An 18,276-nucleotide genomic window follows, 5' to 3' on the forward strand; every position below is an offset into this window, starting at 1 on the left:
TCTTTGCACCTCTCACAGGTAATTTTATAACGCACCAAAGCCACAACCAGAAGACTTTTTGTCCTCCGACTGTGGCTTTGCTGCTATATTTAAAATTACCGTGAGAAGTTTTTTAAATGTCGGGGGGCTTTTTTTACTTCTTACCCCTCAATTTTTGAAGTACTTTTTTAATTGTTGCAATCAAGGCAGGAAAACCACCCCAAATTTGAAACGAAGCCGCAAAGGCTATTCCTGCAACAACTAACAGCGGAACATTCCACGCCTTAAGCGTAAATAATAGCCACACAAACGCAATTGGTATAAATGCGGCAATACCTCCCAATGCGGTTGAAATTTCCTCGCAATTGCTTTTAAATGCGGTTTCTGCATTCTGCCCCTGTGAAAAGTTGCGTATTCCGGCAACAACTAAGCAACCTATTGAAGCCACAAAAAATAATAATAAAAACTTTTGCCATTGCGGCTCTGCCTCTGTGTCAAAAATTGCAGCTACAAAAGCCGTAATTGCCACGCCAAATAATGCGTTACCGTGAAAACGCTGTTTTAAAAAGTTTGCTTTAATAAAAGCCAATTTTGGTTTAATATTCATTGTTTACTATTTAGTTTAATTATGATATTTTTTTTACTGTTTTCTTTACGCTCCCTACGGGTGCAATTACCACCGTTACCGATTTAAAGCCTACAGCAGGTTCAATAAATTGTTTTGCACTCGTATATACCGTTAGCGATTTAAAGCCTTTTATAACCTGTATTTCTTCGGTGGCTTTTGGTATGACTGTTATACTTTTAAAACCTTCTGCCATTATACATAGTTGTTACGAAGCGTTATTTGTGGCTGGTACCACGTCCAAAAAACAGGATTGACAGATGCAGGGTTAAAACCTGCTGCACCATTTGCTTTACCTGCACTGTCTACTACAGGCTTACGGTTTAGTAAAAATTCGCCAAATGCACCCGCAGGCAGGAGGTAGCCATTAATATAGTCCGCGTCTATAACGGGTTTATTGTCGCTGTTTGTCCATCGTACTTCAAACGTTAATCGGTCAGGGTTACCCATTCCGTTCGCGCTGTTGCCGGGGTAAGTAGTAGCATCAGGCACAGTTAAGTTCGTGGCAGAACCACCAGGTGTACTTTTGTTAAAAAGCATCTGGCCATTGTATACGAGGTTTAAAATTTCAGATGAGTTAACCGATGTTCTAATTGGTGCCGCGCGAATTGTTCCAACGGTAACACCAGGGCTTAACACGATGTCTGTACCGCTAATCATTACACCTGTCCAGATTGCACCGTTTTCCTGTCTAAATTCGGGGTCAAGCGCGGCTGTCGATATACCGGTGGTTGTGCCACCAATGTTCACGGCATCAACCCTTATGTGGGGGCTATCAAACTGCAACGAGAAATCAAGCTTTTCAACACCATTAAATTTGGGCGGCAGGTTAAAGCTGTTAATGTTTAATGTTGGGTTTGCTGCCTTATGGGCTGTAAGGCTTAAATAATTTGTGTCGCTTACAGCAATTGCATTAGCACCCATTATATTATTACCGTCAAAGTTAGCAGCGGTAATACCGGCAATTGTCCTTACTGTACTAACACCATTCATATAACAATTGGTCATTTTAGAACAGTCACGAATGGTACAGTTTATAAAAATGCACTGGTCAAAAGTGTATCTGCTTGCATTTGTACCTGCCCATGTACAGTTAACAAAAATGCAATTGGTAAAAACTCCAAAACCTTGAGGATTAAATGCACTTATATTATAAAATTTACAATTGACAAAATCCCGACCATTACCATTAAATCGCGCCGATATAGCCCTATAACCATTAAATGTTATATTTGACACAGCAAATATACCCGTAGATACAGAGATGGTAAACTCCATTGTGCTATCTCCATAAAACAATACATCTCCATCGCCACGTATGCCCGTTATAGCGGTTGTAGCCACGATCGACTCGCTGTACGAGCCAGCACCAACAACAACATCGCCCACAAGGTTTAAAGCTACAGCCGCATTTAAGGTTGCTTTAGGTGTGTCTTTTGTAGTTCCGTTATTACTGTCGCTGCCTGCTTTACTGGTATAGGCAGCACCTGTTAGAAAAAAATTATTTGGCATATACTGTATATTCTGTGTTTTTAATTCCTGCCCACTCTTTGCTATCCGGTGCAGATGTATAATTGTACGTAATTCGCAAAACAAATGCGCCTAATGCATACTCAACCCACGATAAACGTTTATTATCACTATCGCATCTTTCCTTTTCCTGACTTACAGGTGCGGTGTGCTCTGCTTTGCCTACGGCTTCCTGTGCCTCGTCGGTTTGTTCCCATAATGGCAAATTATCCTGCCAAAAGATACCCGCTGCAATTTCTAATTCCATTATATTTTATAGTTTAGACCGGCCAATACAACGCCGGGCGTGTAGGTTATACGCCATTGAACCCAACCATTTAAAACTATGGGTGCGCCAAGTGGTAATGCCACCGCCGCATAAGTAGCACCTCCATTAGTAGATAATGATAAAGTTGCCGCCCCGTTAAGCTCTATCGCTGTAATTGATGTAGCAACAGGAAAATGGTCTTTTACTGTGTTTTGCGGCATAGTAAACGAAAATGTTACATCCTTTGCCGATGCTGTTTGAAAATCATTCACAACAGTAATAACTTCGTTTAATTTTGCAGGCAGGGCGTTAAATTCAGCCGCCGTTATTTTAGCATTGGCAGGAATGTTTGCTGTAGCTTCTACCTTTTCCTGTGTATCTATTTTTACACCTATCTCTAACTGGTTTATCATGGTTGTGTCAGTTCTTTAAGTTTAGTATAATAGGCGGTTAAAAATTCAAGCCTCGAAGCCTCTGCAATGTTTGTCATACCCGTTGTGGCTCTAACAGCATAGTCGCCCGGTGTTTGCTGCATAACCGAATAGTACAATCGTGCTGATAAAAACATGGGGTAACTTGAACCTTTATAAGCAAATGTTTGTGTGCTTAGGCTTTCGGCCTTAACATCATACAAGCGCAACGGGTTTTCTAAATTATATTCAGCCTCAAACGCCGCCATTTCCGTAGGTGTGCGGTTTTCTAACTGGCCGTTAACTATCTTAATTGGAAAAACTCCGAATTGAGGTTTTGGTAAATTGGCTTTAGGCAACACAAGCGCACCCTCTGTAAGGCTGGTTGTTTGAAAATAGATATATGGCTTATTGGGTATCTCTGTAGCTAAATAGTAGTCCATTAAAATCGAGGTATTAAAAAATAATTTACATAAAGGTCTTGTACGCTATTGCCCATTTGTCGCAATTGCAATACAAAAGATGTAGTGTTATAGGAATGCGTTGCATAAGTTAGATCATGTGTAGAACCTGCCGTACCTGCCGAACCTGACATAAATGTTATTACCGGCATATATTCCGTTGTCCCAACATTTGGAAAACTGATGGTGTAAGAACCTGTACCACCTACATCGCCTATATAAACCCTGCCACGTGCTAAAACGGTTAGCAGGTTTATAGGCTTGTTTAAAATTTCATTGGCCGCGCCTGCAGCAGCATTCCAGTTTGGTTTTATATTGATAATGTTATCGGGCAAAGCAAACTGACTTAACTCTAAAATTGTTTTAAGCCTTTGCAGGTTGGCAAACGGAAATGTTATAATGCCGCCCGTACCAAACCTCATGTACCTGTTTTTTATTACCGGCAATACATCATTAACACCGTCGTTGTTGCTGTCATTGTCATATTCGGCTGTAGTGTTTTCCTCAATTATAGTAACCCACTCGTTATAAGCACCGCTAATAAATGGCAGTACCTCACTATCATAAGCCACATACCCCCCCGAATAAATTACCGATGGCGCTACAACACGCACACCCGTTAAAATGGTCTGTTTGCCTGCAAGTCCTGCAACAGCCTCAAAAATATCATCCATTGCGCCCTGCACGGTGCGCCATGTATCGTTAGTAGCAGGATAACCTGTAGCGTTTATCGTTAATTGTTTATCTGCACCCATAGTATATTGTAATTTTTAGAATATAAATTGTAGTAATCTGTTAGCCCTCGCATCTTGGTTATAAATGCGGTTTCCCTTGTAATGCTTGCAGGTCTTAATGACGGCGGCACGCATATACTGAAGTCCACACCATCGCCTACAAACTCGTTAACCTCATTGTAGTACACCGGCTTGTTATCTTCCGGCTCATAGTGCAGTACCTCGCGGCGTTCGGGCGTTTCATAAAAAAACACAGCCTTTTTAAATACAGTATTCACTATCCTTATGCGGCGTAAACCCGGGTCAAAGCTGTCATTAAGCACAGCCTCTAAATATACTTTTTGGCTGTTGTGTCGCACTTTATACAGGCTTTCCTGCCTGAATGCCATAAACACTGCATGAAGCCACGTTACAGGCTTTATAAGTGCCTTAATCAGGATGCGGTTAACCGTTTTCCTAAAACTGGTAAGCAGCATGTTATCGGCAAATACATTCCAGTTTATTGTATATACATTCATTCTGCCACTATCCAGTTAATTTGTAAATCGTCCATAACCAGGTATCCGCCATCGGCAACACGAAAAACATCTATGGCACCAACGTTTGGTACTCCTGTATGCTCATATTCGTAATCCCCGTACTTACTTGCAGCCAAAGTGCGGTGCGCTTCCTGTACGCCCTCAATGTCGATAAGGTCGCGCTCTAACTTGTTTAGGTTCAACGTGCCATTAAATTCGATGCTTTGTAAAAATTGGTCAAGGGCATTCTGTACGGGTGTATCGTCGGTTCCGTCCAGTCGTTCGCCCTCAGGGTTTAAAATAAGCGGGCTATAATAGATGTCAAGGTGCAGCCTTAACTTATCAGCTACAGCCGTTGTAACAACAACCTGCGTACCGGCATCAACAACCTTTTCCAGTATATAATATTTTAAAGCCGCAAATTGCTCAGCCGGCACAGGCTGCAATGTACCATCGGGGGCAGCGGTTGCTACCTTAAGCCTTAATATGCCGTAACCATTATTACTAATAAGCTTTACCGCTGCTGCCTGCTTTACAACTTTTGCAGCTTCTATAGCCTCATCAGTCAGGCCGGCAGTGTCAAAAACATCAGTATCATTTATTAATGGCACACCAAGCATAAAGCCCAATGCCTTGCCCTGATACCAGGCTTTTGTATGTGGCTGCTGCTTTGCCATTTCTGCGGTTATCTCAGCGCGGAAAATGTCCCACAAACTTTCAAGGCTTAACATAGCGTCGGTAACAACATCAAACAGGTTGTTTTCTAAGCTCAGTAAAGAGAACTGCTGCAAAAATGTAAGACCTGCCTGTAACCCATAAAGCGCGACAATGCGAGCGTTAGTTATAAAGGGATTAGTAATACTGTCTTTTATTTCCTGTCTTTGTCGTGCCATAATTTATAAAAAAGGGAATGTCTCCGGAAAACCGTATAAGTTCGTTACCGGTCTTTCGGTATCAATAAATAAAGTTGCAGGGGTATCGTTATTTGTAAACAGTTCTGAAATGGATTTTTTAATTGTGCCTGCTACTATATAAACCCTGCCAACAACCGGTGTAGCCGTTGGGCTTACATCGTTAGCCGCTGCCATTACAATAAGGTTGGCAACGTCGCCGGTGGCTTTAATTACCAAGTCTTTAAAATTCTGTCCCTGGTTAGCGGTTATAGTCTGCATCTATTACAATGGGTTTATTTTCGTACAAATCAAGGCGGCTAACATTTAGCCCGTCTTTTGCATAGTGCTCTCTTATTTTGTGCCTATATTCCAAATACTCGTTACTCATAAGGCTGTCCTCGAATCCTACACCTATATCGGGCTTGCTGTTTACTTCGCCCTGGTGCGTTATAAGTATCAGGGCTTTGTTTTGCTGCAAAGTATTTCCTACCACTATACCCTGAATAATTTTGCCTGAGGCATCGCGCTCAACCTCAATTTTTACATCCAGTATTTCGCCATCATCGTTATGATCTATAAGCTGTATGCCTGTATCTTTTCCCATTATTCTAAGTTTCCTGCAAACGTTCCGGTTACGGGGCCATTAGGAGCTGTAAGCCCGTTTACATAAATTATACTGGCTGATTTTACAAAGCGTTCTATAGCTATGCTCAATCTTTCTGCAAACTCATCATCGCTAATTTCTGTGCGTGTGCGCATTTCAGTAGCGATGGTTTTAATATCTTCTTTTAGTACTGGTGTATTCAATGCCATTTAAATCTATTTTAAAAGCTGTTTAACCTTTACCTGCCATTGTTCTAAGGCTGTTATTGTATCGGGCAATGGCACGCCGCTTGGTCCCATCGGTGTAGTTACTTTTAGCAGCTTTAGCAAGTCGGCCAGATCGCCAAAAATATCTACCAGGCTTGCATTGTTATTCTTTACCGTAACTTTGCTGTCTGTGCCATCAAGCAATAGTATCAAGCCGCCCTGCGAGAGCTCCATGCTCTGTGCCTGGTCTGTTTTTATTACGGTAAGGTCGTCAAGGGTTCCATTACCGCTTAGCATCAGTACATCGCTGCCTACCTTTGGGGTTATGAGTAAATAATCGGCTGTATCGGTAATCACTGCCTTAAGACGAACGTTAGTAACTACAAGCCCGGTTACAAGCTTTACGCTGCACGTTTGCCCGTCTACACTCTCAACTGTGCCCCTCACTGGGTAATTAGCATCAGCATCCACAATGCTTTTTATAAGGGCTTTAATTTGGGCTGCTTTATCCATTTCCTACTTTAATGCCTATTGTTACGGTACGCTTGCCGCCGCCTGAACCAAATGTTGTTGTTACTGCAACTACATAGTACCTGCCGTTTTTAAATTCATAGTCCAGGTCTATAAGCTCAACGGTATAAGTTGGGCGTACAACAGGAATTAACCAACTGTCAAATGTGCCATCATAACCATCATAGTTGCTTTTTAAAAGGGCAGCCTGTGCAATTTTCCGCATATCTGCATCGCTCATAGGCCCCACGTTCAGGGTTATGCGGTCGCCACCGGTAACGCCTGCCACCACTTCTTTGACCTTGCCATCAAGCGAGGTGCTTTTTATATGCACTTCAACTTTTTTATCGATTGCCCTTTTGTAATTAAGGGACGAACTTTCTATATTATGATGAAACGAAAATTTCGCTTCGCCACCCTTTTCCACGTATGGCGGGTGTATATGGAGTGTTTTAGTGGCGGCATCAAAATAGATATTGCCTTTAGTTTCTTCCTGCAACTTTCGCAATACATCATAGGCGGTTGCCTGATGTATGGTAAACTTTTCGTAGTTTATGTCATAATCGCAGCTTACTTTATAAGATGGGTCTACCTGGTTAACCAGTAGCTGCGCTATCCTTTTTACACTGGTAGGCTTTAGCTCCACATCTTTAACCGACTTTCTGAATAAGAAAAGGGCATCTTCGCAAAGTATTTTAAGCGTGTTATCGTTAGTAGTAATGTTCTCAACAAAACCTGTAAACTCAGTTTCAAGGTTTCCATCATAACCAAGCTTTATCACTACGCTACTGCCTCGTTTTATTTTGCTCTCAATATCCTTTAAAATAACCTCGTTAAAAACTGCCTCAGGCAATACTATAGTTGCCGTATCGGCAAGGTTGTCAACACTGCATATAATAGAGCATTCAGCCATTGTCAGTAAATCATGATCTTGGCCATCCGTGGTAAACGTAATAGCCCAATCCATATCATAAAACATGATCAGGTAAGTATTAGATTAAAACTTTTATCACTGTATGCTTTAATTGTATAAGCCTGCACATTTTCGCCTTTAGTAAAAGGCCATGAGAAATCTTCAACGGCAATTCGGTTTATCCCTGTAAGCTGTAAGGGTTCACACCAAACATATAAAGCTTTGGCAGCTGTCAAATATTCCTTAAGCTTTATAAAATCATTTATAGGGTAACAATCTGCAAGACTACCGGTAAGCAGGGAACCAATTAAAACGCCAGTGATTTCGATAGTATAATCATCCCTGCTAAACCGTTCTTTAACTGTACCCTCAATTTCAGCCACACCAGGTACATCTTTCCACTTAGCCACATTGCGCCTCACTAATATATTTTTACCTCCAATATTGATCATAGTTTCATAAGGCAGTAAGAACTTTTCGCCGTTCTCTGTGAGGCTAAAAGACAATGGGAAAAATTGTTTATCTTCCGGTATAGGCGCGGGTGCCTGGTTAGTAGCAAACGGTTCTATTGCCTGCCCTTTCTGTACATTATTAGCCTGAGGCTGCACCGGAAACAATGGCAGACCCGGTAAAACATGCTTTTGCAGTTCGTTTTGTATCACTTCAAAGCGGGGTAAGCTTTTAACTATACCGCTACCTAAAAGCGATGCATATAAAATTTGTTGGTTGTTTAGTGCCATAATTAACTGCCTGCTGTATCTGCCATTGCCAACGTTCTTAATAATTGGTCGGTGGCTTGTGTGCCTATATTTTCAATTTCTTCTTTGCTGCCATTTACGGTATTGGCTTTTATACCAATCATTTCTTGCAGATTTATCGTTATGTAGTTGGTCTTACTGCCACCGGTGGCAATAGCTGTGTTAGATTTTTCTAAGTTGCTGTCGCTTTCGCCCAGTCCTGTAGTAACTTTTCCTGCACCGGGTGTGCCTTTTGGGTCAGAAATACCACCCATACCCATTGCGCCCAACATGTCATTTTTAAAATCGCCTAAACTCTTATCGTTAAACTTAAGGCTGCCACCTGCTTTTTTAAAATGGTCTATACCTGCTTTGCCCTGGTCTATGATCGCTTTGCCCTCTGATTTTACAGCCTCTAAACGGTTATCTGAGGCTTGCTTTATCTTGGCAAGCTCAACGGTTGCGCCGTCCTTATCCCAAAGGCTTTTAAGCTTGAACCATGCTATTTTTATGAGGTCAATGCCGGATAAGATAACATGCTGCCATGCTAACCAACCGAATTTTAAATAACTCATTGCTGCACCAAATATGGATTTAATACCCTCTATCGTATGGTGCCATGCTTCGCCCCAACCGTCTACTTTATACACTAGAAAACCTATAAGGGCTATAAGCGCAATTACACCGGCAATAATCCATGTCATAGGGTTAGCAAGCATAGCGGCATTTAAAGACCACCAAGATGCCGTTTGCAACATGTTAGCCACCGTAACTATACCTGTCCATGCTGCCTGAGCCATTGAAATAGCTTTCATAATTATTAATGATGCGGTCAATGCTCCAAGTGCTATAACTATCCCGGTAATTACGGGGCCACCCTCACTGAATTTTTGAATAAGCCACCCAATACCGTTGCTAACAGCGTCAAGGGCTGCACCTCCTAAATCTATAAGAACATTCACTATTGGCGAAATGTACTCGTATATTTTTAGTAGTTTTTCAGTAAACTTATCCAGGAGCTGTGCCGCTTTACCGCCTGTAGTTTGCCCCATAAGGACAGCCATGTTATTAAACTGGCCGCCTGCACTGGTGGCACTCATAAAGGCATCGGTAACCATTTGAGACGAAATTTTGCCTTTGCTCATTTCGTCCTTAAGGTAAGCCATGCTTTTACCTGTCTTTTTACTAATGATGCCAAGTGGATTAAATCCTGCATTGATCATCTGTAGCAAGTCCTGCCCGTTAAGTTTACCCGCGCTGCTCATTTGAGAGAAAGCCAATGTTAGCGAGTTCATTTTATTGGCATCGCCCATAGCTATATCGCCAATGGCGCGCATGTTAGGCATTATTTTATCCTGAGCTATACCAAAGCCAAGCATCATTTTAGCCGCCTCTCCAAGCCCCATTTTATCGTATGGGGTTTCCATACCATACTTTGTAATATCAGCAACCATTTTTTTAGCGGCATCCTCGCTGCCAAGCAACACTTCAAAGCTGGTGTTTTGCATGTCGCTTTGTATGCCTTTTTTAATGGCTGCACCGCCAATGGCACCGGCAATAACAAGCGGGTTGGTTAGCAGGCCTGCAAATGGCACCTGGTTAAAGGCATCCTTAAACCACCTGCCCACCATGTTACCGCCCGTATGGCTTTCAAGGCGGGTAATCTGCCTTTCAAGTCCCTGTATTTCGCGGTTATAGCGTTGTATGGTGCTTATATTGCGTTCAGGTATCCATTCCCTTTCAGACCGTAAAAGGTCAAGTTTTTGCTTTAAGGCTCCCACTGCGTTACCACTATCCCTAAGAGCCTGGCTTACTTCGCGGCTCCTGCGCTCTAAAGCAACAAAACGGTTCAGGGCTGCATCACTATTAATGCCTACCTGCCTGAGCCTGCTGCTCATCCTGTCTTGCAGGCTTAAGGTATATTCAAGTATGTTAGCCATTCTGTTTTTTTGCTTCCTGCGCCCTTATCCAATCCAGTTCACGCACACGGCGCGCCCATTCGTCTAAGGTTAAGTTATAGGGGTTAATTTTAAGGTGGTAGGTAAGGCCTATGTTTATCTGCCTGAGCCACGTAGTCCACTCAAACATTCGCTTACACCATTCGGCATTTGTAACGGTCTGCGTTTTTGGTGTTTTTTGCGGTGCCTCGCCTGTAGGAATGTTCCAGGTTAATGAAGCAGCCGCTAAAGCTTTTCCAAAGTGGCTGTAATGGTTTCGACGGTTTCCATCATCATTCCGGCAGCAGCCATGAGTTTGGCCTCATCGTCTTTTACATCGTCACCACCTAAAAAGCAGGTGTTAAACAAAAAGATATTGTAAGTAATAAATTTGCCTGCCTGCAAGTTGGGCTGTGCCGCCTCAATCTCTTTAATTTTGGGAGATCGTACAAAGCATACTTCGCCCGTTTCTAATGGTATTTTATATACTCTGCCATGCTGTGCTTTCCATGCCGCGATAACTTCGGGCGTTACCTGGTCTACTGTTGGTGGTGTAGGTTTTGTTGCCTGCATTGTTAAACGTTTTTAAGTATGTCAATAGCAATCCATGACAATTCCATTTCCTGAAATTTATCGCCCTGCTTCATTTCTTCATTTTCCTCAGTAAACTGTAAGCTTACAATGCGGTTAGTCCTGTTGGCATTACCTGTAGATGGATTACCATAACCCACAAGCGCATCCATCACAAGCCCTAAAATGGAGCCGTTACCGGCATCACAAAGCACATCGTAATCTTTTTTTAGCATGGTAAAAGAACCCTCATAGCTAAAGTTGCCTGTGCCTATGTATAGAGGCTTTCGCCCTTTACCGTATACAGGTTCTTTCTCAGCCTTAGCAGCGTGTTTTACACCACGTACACTAAGAACATCGTGCCCACCGGCAATAAGCGTTATATCGCCCCATTCATAATCTCTGCTATCAAATCCAGCCATTTATTAATTTGTTATTGGGACAAAGCCCAGTGGTACGTCTATATATCTAAAATACCCTCGTGGCTTAATCTGTAGTTTAGACAGCTTAAGGCGTGAACTTGATGTAACATTATTGGTAAGGTCTACCACACAAATTACACCCAGGTCTTTAGGGTCGTTTGCATCTATCGAAAGTTCGCCGGTCATGTTATTGCCAATGGCACTAATAACTGCGGTTTCTATAGTTTTTGCCACCATTACATCAATGGTGCCGTTGGGGTTTACGGTGCTGTCGTCAAGTAAAAACTCAATCAGGGCATCATAAGCAAGCCTGTACGCTTTATCAATTGTCCTGCGATGGGTGCCGTAATGATAATCGTCATCTATAGGAGTGGTCAAAGGATCGTCTGTAAAAAAGTAACCGCTACGGCCTGTATGGTTTCTAAAGCTCACGTAGCCTTTATCGTGCAGCGCGGCTATATCATACAATTCTGCCGGTGTATCAAGGATATAGGCAGTAAGTGTATTTGCAGCACCATCGCGCACCCTTGCAGGGTTTGCGTTAACAGGGCTCTTAGCCTTCCTGCCTGCTAACAGGCCTGTTGCTGCGCCTTTACTTGCAGGTACGCCTGTGCGCTTTTGAGTATCGCCAAGCATAATCTGGCATCGGTCATAATCAAGCGTTAAAAGGTCTTTAACTGCTGTTTTAATACCGTCAAAAGCGTAGCCCTCAAACAAGGTGTAAAAAGGGGCATACCTGTTTTTAGTGTAGTTTTCGGCAAGTGTTTGCGCTAAAGGTAGTGCCGCCCATACATCGGCATCTATGCCCGTTGTAATTACAGGCGCGTAGGTTCCTGTTGGCGAAAATGCTGTAAACAACATGGTAAGCTTGCCGTTAGCAGCATCAAGAAGTTTCTCTGCAGGTGTTTTACCTGTACCAACATCTACAGTAAACCAGTCGCTTACTTTCGTGGTTTTTGCCAGTCCCATAAGCCAAAGCTCCGTACCGTCTCCCGCCTCAGCATAAAACTCTTTTAGGGTTTTATACAGCACGTAATTATCTACACTGGGTGTAATGCCCAATGCCGCTACCTGACTCATGCCGCGCACCATATAAGGGGTGTTTAGCAAAAAGGTGGTAGACACAGCCGCCGCGCTTGCCAGTAACCCAAACACCCCATCGGGTGTATCAAGGTACTGGCCTAACTGGCCGTTCTGAAAGTTTATACTAATGTTTGGTAAAGACATTACTCAGCAGGTTTAGTAAGTTCAGCAGTCTTTTTGTCAAGGGCTGCAATTACACCTTTGCGGGTATCGGCTTTAAAGGCCTCTAAATCTTCAAGTGTTGTTGCTGCTTCAATTTGTGCAACAACTTCCTCAAACTTTTGCTTTGCAGGTGCAGCTTCTTTTTGCTCAGCCCTTTCTACAGGTTTAACCATAGTATCTTTAAGCCCTTTTGCATGGTTCTTGGCATCTTGTAATTTGTAAAATGCTTCGCCATCGCTGGTCTCAAAATAAAGGTCAAGGCTTGGGTTTTCTTTAAAAATGTCGGCGGCAACAACTGCCAGTATTAAAATATTTTTCAAAATCTCTTATTTTTTAAGTTTGTACTCAATTATCCAACCACCAAAAACCAATAGCATTATTAATAGTATGAAGCCCATACCTATTAGTGTTTTTTGCCACCATTTTAAAGGCTTATCAACCAATACAGGGATTTGCTTTTCGGTGTTAGTGGTAACCTGTTTGCTTTTCCAAAAGGCATACAGCTTTAGGCTGTCAGAACGGCAATCGCATCCAATGGTATCATTTTTAAGCGTTAGCGTTGGTGCTCTTAATTTCCTGCCTGGTGTCGCGTTTATGATCTGTTTAAGTACGGGCTTACCATTTTGGCACTCAATGAGCGCCTTTACCGCGCTGCTGTCCGGTACATCTATAAAAGTGGTGTCGTGCAGCGTTTCTTTTACCGTAATGACCGTGCTTTCTTTTTCGGGAGGTAAAGCGGTTCTACACCCCGAAAGCAGTAAAGGCGCGGCCATTATGAATAACATGGCTAAGAAAAAGCCCCAACATTTTAGTTCTAATTTTTTCATAGATTAAATTCTTAAGAAGCCTTTGCAGGCAGATATTTTGCGGGTTCGCCTGCATACTGCATAGCCCTCACGGCTGCCATCTGCATTTGTATTACCCTCTATAGTTTGAATAATCCCACCTGGTAAAACCTTTTCAACAAATCCGGTATGGCCTGCACCGTTACCAAAATCCATTATAAAGATGTCGCCGGGTTCGGGTGTAGTTTTGCGTAATTCGGGCTTATCGTTCCATTGTTTAAGTACGCCCCCTGTCCTTTTTAGCGGGTTGCTCAATTTTGCCTGAGCAACACACCAGTAAACAAAAGCCATACACCAACTGTAACCGCCGCCCAGCCCAACGGATTTTAAATATATTTCGACTTCGGGGCCTCTGTTGCTCCCTTTTGGAATTTCTATTACGCCTATTTGGCTGTTGGCTATTTTTAAGGCTGCGGATGCAGTAGGTGTCATGCTTTTATTTTAATTGTTTGTATCGTTTTAATTCGTCTGTAAGGCGTTCTATTTCCTCAATAAGCAGCTTGATTTTTATATCCTGCTTATCTATGGTGCTAATTGCTGTATCAAGCCTGCGCGAAGCATCATCTAACAGGTTTTGGTAAAATGTTGCTGCGGTTTTGGCTGCATCAAGTTCAGCGAGCTTAGCCTCAGCGTTCGTTTTACGCCTTGATAGGAACCAGGTAACAGCAGCAGTAACCACTGCTGTTATAAGGCTCATTAATGCTTCGTTCATGCTTGAAAGTGGGTTAGATTATAGCACCGTAATACTTAAGCTCTACGGGTGTAGCGATAAAGTAATGCCTTAATGAAAAGATGTTTGTCTGCGTTGTTGGATTTGCAGAAGCAGGCGAAAAATATATTTTTGTCGTACCTGTTTTCTTACCTACGTTGTTAACACAAAATGCAACTGATGCCATTTTATCGCCTGCACCTGCAACCGCACCATAAGCCTTTTTAACACCGGCAGATGTGTACATCGGCATTCCCAAATAGGCATAACACTCAAAACCCGCAATGGTTTGGCTCAGTTTACCTGTGTTATGGTCTACAAAAAGGTTGGCAAAACGTTCCTTATTTTTAAGGAACCAGTTAACGTGATCAGGTTGAAATACTATACGCCTGCCCTCGATTGGGAAATCAGCTTTTGTCATTAATGTGGCTAAATCAGCCATAGCATTGAAAACATCGCCGTCAGCAGCAACTGCCAAGACAGGTGTATTTACGCTGTTCTGTAGCGGTGCAAGTGCATGGATTGCTTTTTTGTTTTTAGATGTGGCAGTTTCTCTACGATGCCCATTTGTAGTGCTGTCTATCTTATCATAACTCGCGCCCATAGCAGCATCATCGCTAATGGATGTTGGCCTTGTTTGGTACTTATCAAGGGTAATGGTAGCACTACCATCTTCATGCACCTGTATATCTAATGGGTACGTATTGTTGTTAATCAAAACTTCAGGCCTCAATGTTTCTATTGAAACGTGTATGATATTCTTTTCGGTGGCGGTACCCTGTCCTAAAGTCATTACCTCGCCGTCAAGCTCAGGGATGCCGTCAAGCCAAGGGGCTATATCCTGCGTGGTTAATATTTGGCGAACTCTTGATTCCCAAACTTCTGGAAAATTTGCTGGCATTTACTATGCGGTGTTAGTTAGAAAATAGTTTGTTGTAATCGTCCGGCCTTTCGCTCTTAAAGGCAAGCTGCGCCTTTTGATCAAGTGCCACGAAATCATCGATACATTTAACATCGGTGGTGTTCGGGGTTCTTGTGCCGCCTGGTGCTGTACGACCACTTAAGTTTGCTTTAGCCGGGATAGTGTCAAGTACAGTTTTAGCAGTTTCAAAATCCATCGCTAAAAATGCTTCCTGTTTGTCAGCAGGGATTTTACCATCTGTAACCGCATCTGTAACCAAAGTGGTGTGAGCTGCAAGGCTGATGTTTTTAGCTTCTGCTTTTAGCTTTTGATTTTCGGTTGCAAGCTCAATAGCTTTTTGTTCAGCAGCATCAACACGAGCCGAAAGGCTTACAATGTGCGTTTCTATTTCTGCCTTTTCCATGCCATCAGTCGGGGCATCTTTAAGGCCAAGCGCAATAAGGCAGCGCAAACCCAATGAAATTTTTGTACTCATTCTTGTTTCTAAATTTAAATTCGGTTCTGTGGGTATTAGCGATAAACACAGTTGTTTAACATCGGCTTCGGTAAGTGGTACGCCCTCTTTGCCTTGTAGATAAAGCTGTAAAGCATTTGGGTTAGATGGGATAGGTGTAATAGTGCCTTCTACAAGTTCACATTCTAAGAGCCATACATCGCCGTTGATAACCTTTAGGTTTTCCTGACTGAAAAGAAGCCCGACCGATGCACCTTTTATATAACCCCTGTCAACTTTACCCGCTACTTTGGCGGCATCCTCATCGTCTAAATCAAATTCGGGTTCGCCTGTAAGTTGTGTACCCTCAATTTTAAGGTTAAGCCAACGGCCTAAAACAGCCATCGTATTATTATTGTGATTGGAAAGCATTACAGGGTTCTTATCAAACCGATCTCTTTTTATGCCTTTGGTGGCAACATAAAAACCAAATGAGTTTTTTACCGTCTCATCGCTTAATACAAATCGTTTTACATCTTTTTTCGCCATTTAATTTCTGTGCTGTTATCGCTGATTGTGATGGCAAAGATTAGGCGGCAATGTGTATTAAAAAATTAGTTGTAAAGCTTCTTAACACCTGTGTTTAATAGCTTTACAATGTTGTAAAGCTGGTTTACAACTCTTTTTTTAGATGGGGTTACTAATCCAATTTTGCCAATAAATAGATGTGTATGGCAAGATTAAAACAGGTAGAAAAGGATTACGCAAAAGTGCTTTTTGTGAATGATAACCTTTCGCAAAAAGAAATTGCGGAACGAATTAACGTAACCGAAAAAACGATTGGCAAATGGGTTAAGGACGGCAAATGGGATGAGCTTAAAGTCTCTATGCTTACTACTAAAGACAATCAGTTAAAGTCTTTGTATGCACAGCTTGAACGCAAAAATATTGAGATAGCCACACGCCCTATAGTAAGGGATATCCCTGCCTTTATGCTTAAACCTGTTAAGCTAAAGGATGCTGAGGGTGCAGAATCTTTGGAGTTCATAAAGTACGACCCTGAGGATTACCCTATAAAAATTGGCAATGTTCCAACATCTGCCGATGCCGATGCCATTTCTAAAATTACAACGGCCATAAAAAGGCTTGAAAGCGAAACGTCTATAGGAGACACTATAGAGGTTGCCAAAAAGCTTATCCAGTTTATACAGCCTATAGATTTTGCCTTTGCAAAGCAGCTTACAACTTATTGCGATAGCTACATAACCTCTTTAATGAAGTAATGGCTAAAAAGACAGATAAGGCACAATTACATAACTGGACGGCATTTGTAGATAACACACGCCGCGCCACCCCTGTAGACCTTAACGAAACGCCTACAGATAAGGCAAAGCGCATAAAAAGGTTAGAGGCAAACGATGAGGAATGGTTTAAATACTATTTCCCGAATTTTTACACGTCTGAGCCTGCGCCATTTCATAAGAAAGCCACCCAACGGGTTATGGCTAACCCTGAGTGGTTCGAGGTGCGCTCATGGTCGCGGGAGCTTGCAAAATCAGCCCGAACCATGATGGAGGTTATTAAGTTGACTGCCACCGGCAAAAAAAGGAACTGGCTTTTAGTAAGCAACACTTATGAAAATGCTTGCCGCTTGTTGCTGCCATACAAAATAATCTTTGAGAATAACACCAGGCTAATTAACGATTATGGCGACCAGGTTGGCTCTGTAAAGTGGGAGGCTGGCGAATTTATCACAAAGCCCGGTGCAGCGTTTCGTGCGCTTGGTGCGGGGCAATCGCCCAGGGGTAGCCGTAACGATAATTACAGGCCTGACGGCATACTGATAGATGATATTGATACCGATGAGGAATGCAGGAACCCTGACAGGGTAACTTTTAAAGTGGACTGGATAGAACAGGCACTAATACCTACACGGTCTATATCGGTACCGCTATTAATAATAGTGTGTGGTAACATCATTGCCAAATATTGCTGTGTTACCGAACTGGCAAAAAAAGCCGATGTACACGACATTGTAAACATCAGGGATAAAAACGGTAAATCTACATGGCCCACAAAGAACACTGAGGAAATGATCGATCGTGCGCTTAAGCCCATAAAGCTAAGTTCACAGCAAAAGGAATATTATAATAACCCGATCATAATAGGCAAGCTCTTTAAATCGGTGGCATGGGGCAAATGCCCTAAGCTAACAAGCTGCGAGCAATGGCTTACCTATAGCGACCCTGCAACCTCAGATAAAAAGACAAAAGACTCATCTACTAAAGGTACTGGCATAATCGGTTACAAAGCCGGTAAATACTACCTCTATAAAATATGGTTAGGCAGTATGACACAAAGCGAGTTCGTGAAAACCATCTATGATGCCAAAGCATACGCCATAAAAAACGGTGCTGATACCTGCCAAACATGGTTGGAAAACAACAGCCTGCAAGACCCTTTCTATCAACAGGTACTTAAAAAGCTTATAGCTGCTATTGGCGTGGTTAGGAAATTAAGATTGGCTATATCGCTTGATGCCCGTAAAAAAGGCGATAAGTACGACCGTCTCGAAGCCACTTTAGAACCATTATGGAGGCAGGGCGATTTAATTTTTAATGAAGACGAAAAGGACAATCCGCACATGCAGCTTATGGAGGAGCAATTTCTTGGGGTATCTCCTAACTCAAAATTTATGGACGGCCCCGATTTATTAGAGGGTGGCACATGGATTATACAAAACAGGGTGGCAAAAAGTGAAAATACCTACAGCTACGGCAAAAGGCAAAACTATAAATATTGATATGAAAAAAAGATTCTTTAAAT

28 protein-coding genes are annotated in these 18,276 nt (G+C 42.4%); 2 read left to right on the forward strand and 26 right to left on the reverse strand.

The window, feature by feature from the left end; translation table 11 throughout:
- Positions 1-133: 133 nt before the first annotated feature.
- From F565_RS0101205 to F565_RS21000, 26 genes are all read right to left on the reverse strand, one after another.
- The gene (locus tag F565_RS0101205) at positions 134-586 is read right to left on the reverse strand and encodes a hypothetical protein (RefSeq protein WP_020211362.1); all 453 of its coding nucleotides are present in this window, start codon (positions 584-586) and stop codon (positions 134-136) included.
- A 19-nt stretch (positions 587-605) separates the two neighbouring features.
- A complete protein-coding gene (locus F565_RS0101210; RefSeq protein WP_020211363.1) occupies positions 606-800 on the reverse strand; it encodes a hypothetical protein in 195 nt (64 codons plus the stop codon).
- Positions 800-2,116, reverse strand: a complete 1,317-nt coding sequence (locus F565_RS0101215) for a hypothetical protein (RefSeq protein ID WP_020211364.1) — start codon at positions 2,114-2,116, stop codon at positions 800-802. Before F565_RS0101215 ends, F565_RS0101210 begins: the two co-directional genes overlap by 1 nt.
- Positions 2,106-2,381: a hypothetical protein gene (locus F565_RS0101220; RefSeq protein ID WP_020211365.1), complete on the reverse strand. Its 276-nt coding sequence runs from the start codon at positions 2,379-2,381 to the stop codon at positions 2,106-2,108. The genes F565_RS0101215 and F565_RS0101220 overlap by 11 nt, the downstream gene beginning before the upstream one ends.
- Positions 2,381-2,794 carry a hypothetical protein gene (locus F565_RS0101225; RefSeq protein WP_020211366.1) on the reverse strand — a complete coding sequence of 138 codons (414 nt, stop codon included), beginning with the start codon at positions 2,792-2,794 and terminating at the stop codon, positions 2,381-2,383. The genes F565_RS0101220 and F565_RS0101225 overlap by 1 nt, the downstream gene beginning before the upstream one ends.
- A complete protein-coding gene (locus F565_RS0101230; protein ID WP_020211367.1) occupies positions 2,791-3,234 on the reverse strand; it encodes a hypothetical protein in 444 nt (147 codons plus the stop codon). The genes F565_RS0101225 and F565_RS0101230 overlap by 4 nt, the downstream gene beginning before the upstream one ends.
- A complete protein-coding gene (locus tag F565_RS0101235; protein ID WP_020211368.1) occupies positions 3,234-4,007 on the reverse strand; it encodes a hypothetical protein in 774 nt (257 codons plus the stop codon). Before F565_RS0101235 ends, F565_RS0101230 begins: the two co-directional genes overlap by 1 nt.
- On the reverse strand, positions 3,986-4,504 hold the full coding sequence (locus F565_RS22210; protein WP_020211369.1) for a hypothetical protein: 519 nt from the start codon (positions 4,502-4,504) through the stop codon (positions 3,986-3,988). Before F565_RS22210 ends, F565_RS0101235 begins: the two co-directional genes overlap by 22 nt.
- On the reverse strand, positions 4,501-5,397 hold the full coding sequence (locus F565_RS0101245) for a hypothetical protein (RefSeq protein ID WP_020211370.1): 897 nt from the start codon (positions 5,395-5,397) through the stop codon (positions 4,501-4,503). The genes F565_RS22210 and F565_RS0101245 overlap by 4 nt, the downstream gene beginning before the upstream one ends.
- 3 nt (positions 5,398-5,400) lie before the next feature.
- Positions 5,401-5,676 carry a hypothetical protein gene (locus tag F565_RS0101250; RefSeq protein WP_020211371.1) on the reverse strand — a complete coding sequence of 92 codons (276 nt, stop codon included), beginning with the start codon at positions 5,674-5,676 and terminating at the stop codon, positions 5,401-5,403.
- A complete protein-coding gene (locus tag F565_RS0101255) occupies positions 5,657-6,001 on the reverse strand; it encodes a hypothetical protein (RefSeq protein WP_020211372.1) in 345 nt (114 codons plus the stop codon). Before F565_RS0101255 ends, F565_RS0101250 begins: the two co-directional genes overlap by 20 nt.
- Positions 6,001-6,210, reverse strand: coding sequence for a hypothetical protein (locus F565_RS0101260; RefSeq protein ID WP_020211373.1), 210 nt, complete (start codon positions 6,208-6,210; stop codon positions 6,001-6,003). Before F565_RS0101260 ends, F565_RS0101255 begins: the two co-directional genes overlap by 1 nt.
- Before the next feature lie 6 nt (positions 6,211-6,216).
- A complete protein-coding gene (locus tag F565_RS0101265; protein ID WP_020211374.1) occupies positions 6,217-6,720 on the reverse strand; it encodes a hypothetical protein in 504 nt (167 codons plus the stop codon).
- A complete protein-coding gene (locus tag F565_RS0101270; RefSeq protein WP_244874854.1) occupies positions 6,713-7,684 on the reverse strand; it encodes a hypothetical protein in 972 nt (323 codons plus the stop codon). Before F565_RS0101270 ends, F565_RS0101265 begins: the two co-directional genes overlap by 8 nt.
- A gap of 14 nt (positions 7,685-7,698) precedes the next feature.
- On the reverse strand, positions 7,699-8,370 hold the full coding sequence (locus F565_RS20995) for a DUF6046 domain-containing protein (RefSeq protein ID WP_020211376.1): 672 nt from the start codon (positions 8,368-8,370) through the stop codon (positions 7,699-7,701).
- A 2-nt stretch (positions 8,371-8,372) separates the two neighbouring features.
- Complete coding sequence (locus F565_RS0101280) at positions 8,373-10,307, reverse strand: tape measure protein (RefSeq protein ID WP_020211377.1); 1,935 nt, start codon at positions 10,305-10,307, stop codon at positions 8,373-8,375.
- Positions 10,300-10,455 carry a hypothetical protein gene (locus F565_RS22995; protein ID WP_020211378.1) on the reverse strand — a complete coding sequence of 52 codons (156 nt, stop codon included), beginning with the start codon at positions 10,453-10,455 and terminating at the stop codon, positions 10,300-10,302. Before F565_RS22995 ends, F565_RS0101280 begins: the two co-directional genes overlap by 8 nt.
- A gap of 95 nt (positions 10,456-10,550) precedes the next feature.
- On the reverse strand, positions 10,551-10,877 hold the full coding sequence (locus F565_RS0101290) for a hypothetical protein (RefSeq protein ID WP_020211379.1): 327 nt from the start codon (positions 10,875-10,877) through the stop codon (positions 10,551-10,553).
- A gap of 2 nt (positions 10,878-10,879) precedes the next feature.
- The gene (locus F565_RS0101295; protein WP_020211380.1) at positions 10,880-11,296 is read right to left on the reverse strand and encodes a hypothetical protein; all 417 of its coding nucleotides are present in this window, start codon (positions 11,294-11,296) and stop codon (positions 10,880-10,882) included.
- A gap of 3 nt (positions 11,297-11,299) precedes the next feature.
- Positions 11,300-12,523, reverse strand: coding sequence for a DUF2586 family protein (locus tag F565_RS0101300; protein WP_020211381.1), 1,224 nt, complete (start codon positions 12,521-12,523; stop codon positions 11,300-11,302).
- Positions 12,523-12,861: a hypothetical protein gene (locus tag F565_RS0101305; RefSeq protein WP_020211382.1), complete on the reverse strand. Its 339-nt coding sequence runs from the start codon at positions 12,859-12,861 to the stop codon at positions 12,523-12,525. Before F565_RS0101305 ends, F565_RS0101300 begins: the two co-directional genes overlap by 1 nt.
- Positions 12,862-12,867: 6 nt before the next feature.
- The gene (locus F565_RS0101310; RefSeq protein WP_026299816.1) at positions 12,868-13,368 is read right to left on the reverse strand and encodes a hypothetical protein; all 501 of its coding nucleotides are present in this window, start codon (positions 13,366-13,368) and stop codon (positions 12,868-12,870) included.
- Positions 13,369-13,371: 3 nt separating this feature from the next.
- A complete protein-coding gene (locus F565_RS0101315) occupies positions 13,372-13,818 on the reverse strand; it encodes a CHAP domain-containing protein (RefSeq protein ID WP_020211384.1) in 447 nt (148 codons plus the stop codon).
- 4 nt (positions 13,819-13,822) lie between these two features.
- Positions 13,823-14,098 carry a hypothetical protein gene (locus tag F565_RS0101320; protein ID WP_020211385.1) on the reverse strand — a complete coding sequence of 92 codons (276 nt, stop codon included), beginning with the start codon at positions 14,096-14,098 and terminating at the stop codon, positions 13,823-13,825.
- 13 nt (positions 14,099-14,111) lie between these two features.
- Positions 14,112-14,996, reverse strand: a complete 885-nt coding sequence (locus F565_RS0101325; RefSeq protein WP_020211386.1) for a phage major capsid protein — start codon at positions 14,994-14,996, stop codon at positions 14,112-14,114.
- 13 nt (positions 14,997-15,009) lie between these two features.
- On the reverse strand, positions 15,010-15,999 hold the full coding sequence (locus F565_RS21000; protein WP_020211387.1) for an HK97 family phage prohead protease: 990 nt from the start codon (positions 15,997-15,999) through the stop codon (positions 15,010-15,012).
- A 182-nt stretch (positions 16,000-16,181) separates the two neighbouring features.
- On the opposite strand from F565_RS21000, the gene F565_RS22215 reads away from it, so the two are divergent.
- On the forward strand, positions 16,182-16,733 hold the full coding sequence (locus F565_RS22215) for a hypothetical protein (RefSeq protein WP_020211388.1): 552 nt from the start codon (positions 16,182-16,184) through the stop codon (positions 16,731-16,733).
- Complete coding sequence (locus F565_RS0101340) at positions 16,733-18,253, forward strand: hypothetical protein (protein ID WP_020211389.1); 1,521 nt, start codon at positions 16,733-16,735, stop codon at positions 18,251-18,253. Before F565_RS22215 ends, F565_RS0101340 begins: the two co-directional genes overlap by 1 nt.
- Positions 18,254-18,276: the final 23 nt, after the last annotated feature.

The organism is Flavobacterium rivuli WB 3.3-2 = DSM 21788, from assembly GCF_000378485.1.
Lineage (GTDB): Bacteria > Bacteroidota > Bacteroidia > Flavobacteriales > Flavobacteriaceae > Flavobacterium > Flavobacterium rivuli.

Coding starts and splice junctions, on each gene's coding strand:
- F565_RS0101320 (WP_020211385.1), bottom strand. CDS start 14,098: ATGAACGAAGCATTAATGAGCCTTATAACAGCAGTGGTTACTGCTGCT.
- F565_RS0101290 (WP_020211379.1), bottom strand. CDS start 10,877: ATGCAGGCAACAAAACCTACACCACCAACAGTAGACCAGGTAACGCCC.
- F565_RS0101250 (WP_020211371.1), bottom strand. CDS start 5,676: ATGCAGACTATAACCGCTAACCAGGGACAGAATTTTAAAGACTTGGTA.
- F565_RS0101260 (WP_020211373.1), bottom strand. CDS start 6,210: ATGGCATTGAATACACCAGTACTAAAAGAAGATATTAAAACCATCGCT.
- F565_RS0101270 (WP_244874854.1), bottom strand. CDS start 7,684: ATGGATTGGGCTATTACGTTTACCACGGATGGCCAAGATCATGATTTA.
- F565_RS21000 (WP_020211387.1), bottom strand. CDS start 15,999: ATGGCGAAAAAAGATGTAAAACGATTTGTATTAAGCGATGAGACGGTA.
- F565_RS0101265 (WP_020211374.1), bottom strand. CDS start 6,720: ATGGATAAAGCAGCCCAAATTAAAGCCCTTATAAAAAGCATTGTGGAT.
- F565_RS0101245 (WP_020211370.1), bottom strand. CDS start 5,397: ATGGCACGACAAAGACAGGAAATAAAAGACAGTATTACTAATCCCTTT.
- F565_RS0101225 (WP_020211366.1), bottom strand. CDS start 2,794: ATGATAAACCAGTTAGAGATAGGTGTAAAAATAGATACACAGGAAAAG.
- F565_RS0101325 (WP_020211386.1), bottom strand. CDS start 14,996: ATGCCAGCAAATTTTCCAGAAGTTTGGGAATCAAGAGTTCGCCAAATA.
- F565_RS0101300 (WP_020211381.1), bottom strand. CDS start 12,523: ATGTCTTTACCAAACATTAGTATAAACTTTCAGAACGGCCAGTTAGGC.
- F565_RS0101340 (WP_020211389.1), top strand. CDS start 16,733: ATGGCTAAAAAGACAGATAAGGCACAATTACATAACTGGACGGCATTT.
- F565_RS0101235 (WP_020211368.1), bottom strand. CDS start 4,007: ATGGGTGCAGATAAACAATTAACGATAAACGCTACAGGTTATCCTGCT.
- F565_RS22215 (WP_020211388.1), top strand. CDS start 16,182: ATGGCAAGATTAAAACAGGTAGAAAAGGATTACGCAAAAGTGCTTTTT.
- F565_RS22210 (WP_020211369.1), bottom strand. CDS start 4,504: ATGAATGTATATACAATAAACTGGAATGTATTTGCCGATAACATGCTG.
- F565_RS0101230 (WP_020211367.1), bottom strand. CDS start 3,234: ATGGACTACTATTTAGCTACAGAGATACCCAATAAGCCATATATCTAT.
- F565_RS0101205 (WP_020211362.1), bottom strand. CDS start 586: ATGAATATTAAACCAAAATTGGCTTTTATTAAAGCAAACTTTTTAAAA.
- F565_RS22995 (WP_020211378.1), bottom strand. CDS start 10,455: ATGTTTGAGTGGACTACGTGGCTCAGGCAGATAAACATAGGCCTTACC.
- F565_RS0101215 (WP_020211364.1), bottom strand. CDS start 2,116: ATGCCAAATAATTTTTTTCTAACAGGTGCTGCCTATACCAGTAAAGCA.
- F565_RS0101315 (WP_020211384.1), bottom strand. CDS start 13,818: ATGACACCTACTGCATCCGCAGCCTTAAAAATAGCCAACAGCCAAATA.
- F565_RS0101210 (WP_020211363.1), bottom strand. CDS start 800: ATGGCAGAAGGTTTTAAAAGTATAACAGTCATACCAAAAGCCACCGAA.
- F565_RS0101310 (WP_026299816.1), bottom strand. CDS start 13,368: ATGAAAAAATTAGAACTAAAATGTTGGGGCTTTTTCTTAGCCATGTTA.
- F565_RS0101280 (WP_020211377.1), bottom strand. CDS start 10,307: ATGGCTAACATACTTGAATATACCTTAAGCCTGCAAGACAGGATGAGC.
- F565_RS0101220 (WP_020211365.1), bottom strand. CDS start 2,381: ATGGAATTAGAAATTGCAGCGGGTATCTTTTGGCAGGATAATTTGCCA.
- F565_RS0101255 (WP_020211372.1), bottom strand. CDS start 6,001: ATGGGAAAAGATACAGGCATACAGCTTATAGATCATAACGATGATGGC.
- F565_RS0101295 (WP_020211380.1), bottom strand. CDS start 11,296: ATGGCTGGATTTGATAGCAGAGATTATGAATGGGGCGATATAACGCTT.
- F565_RS20995 (WP_020211376.1), bottom strand. CDS start 8,370: ATGGCACTAAACAACCAACAAATTTTATATGCATCGCTTTTAGGTAGC.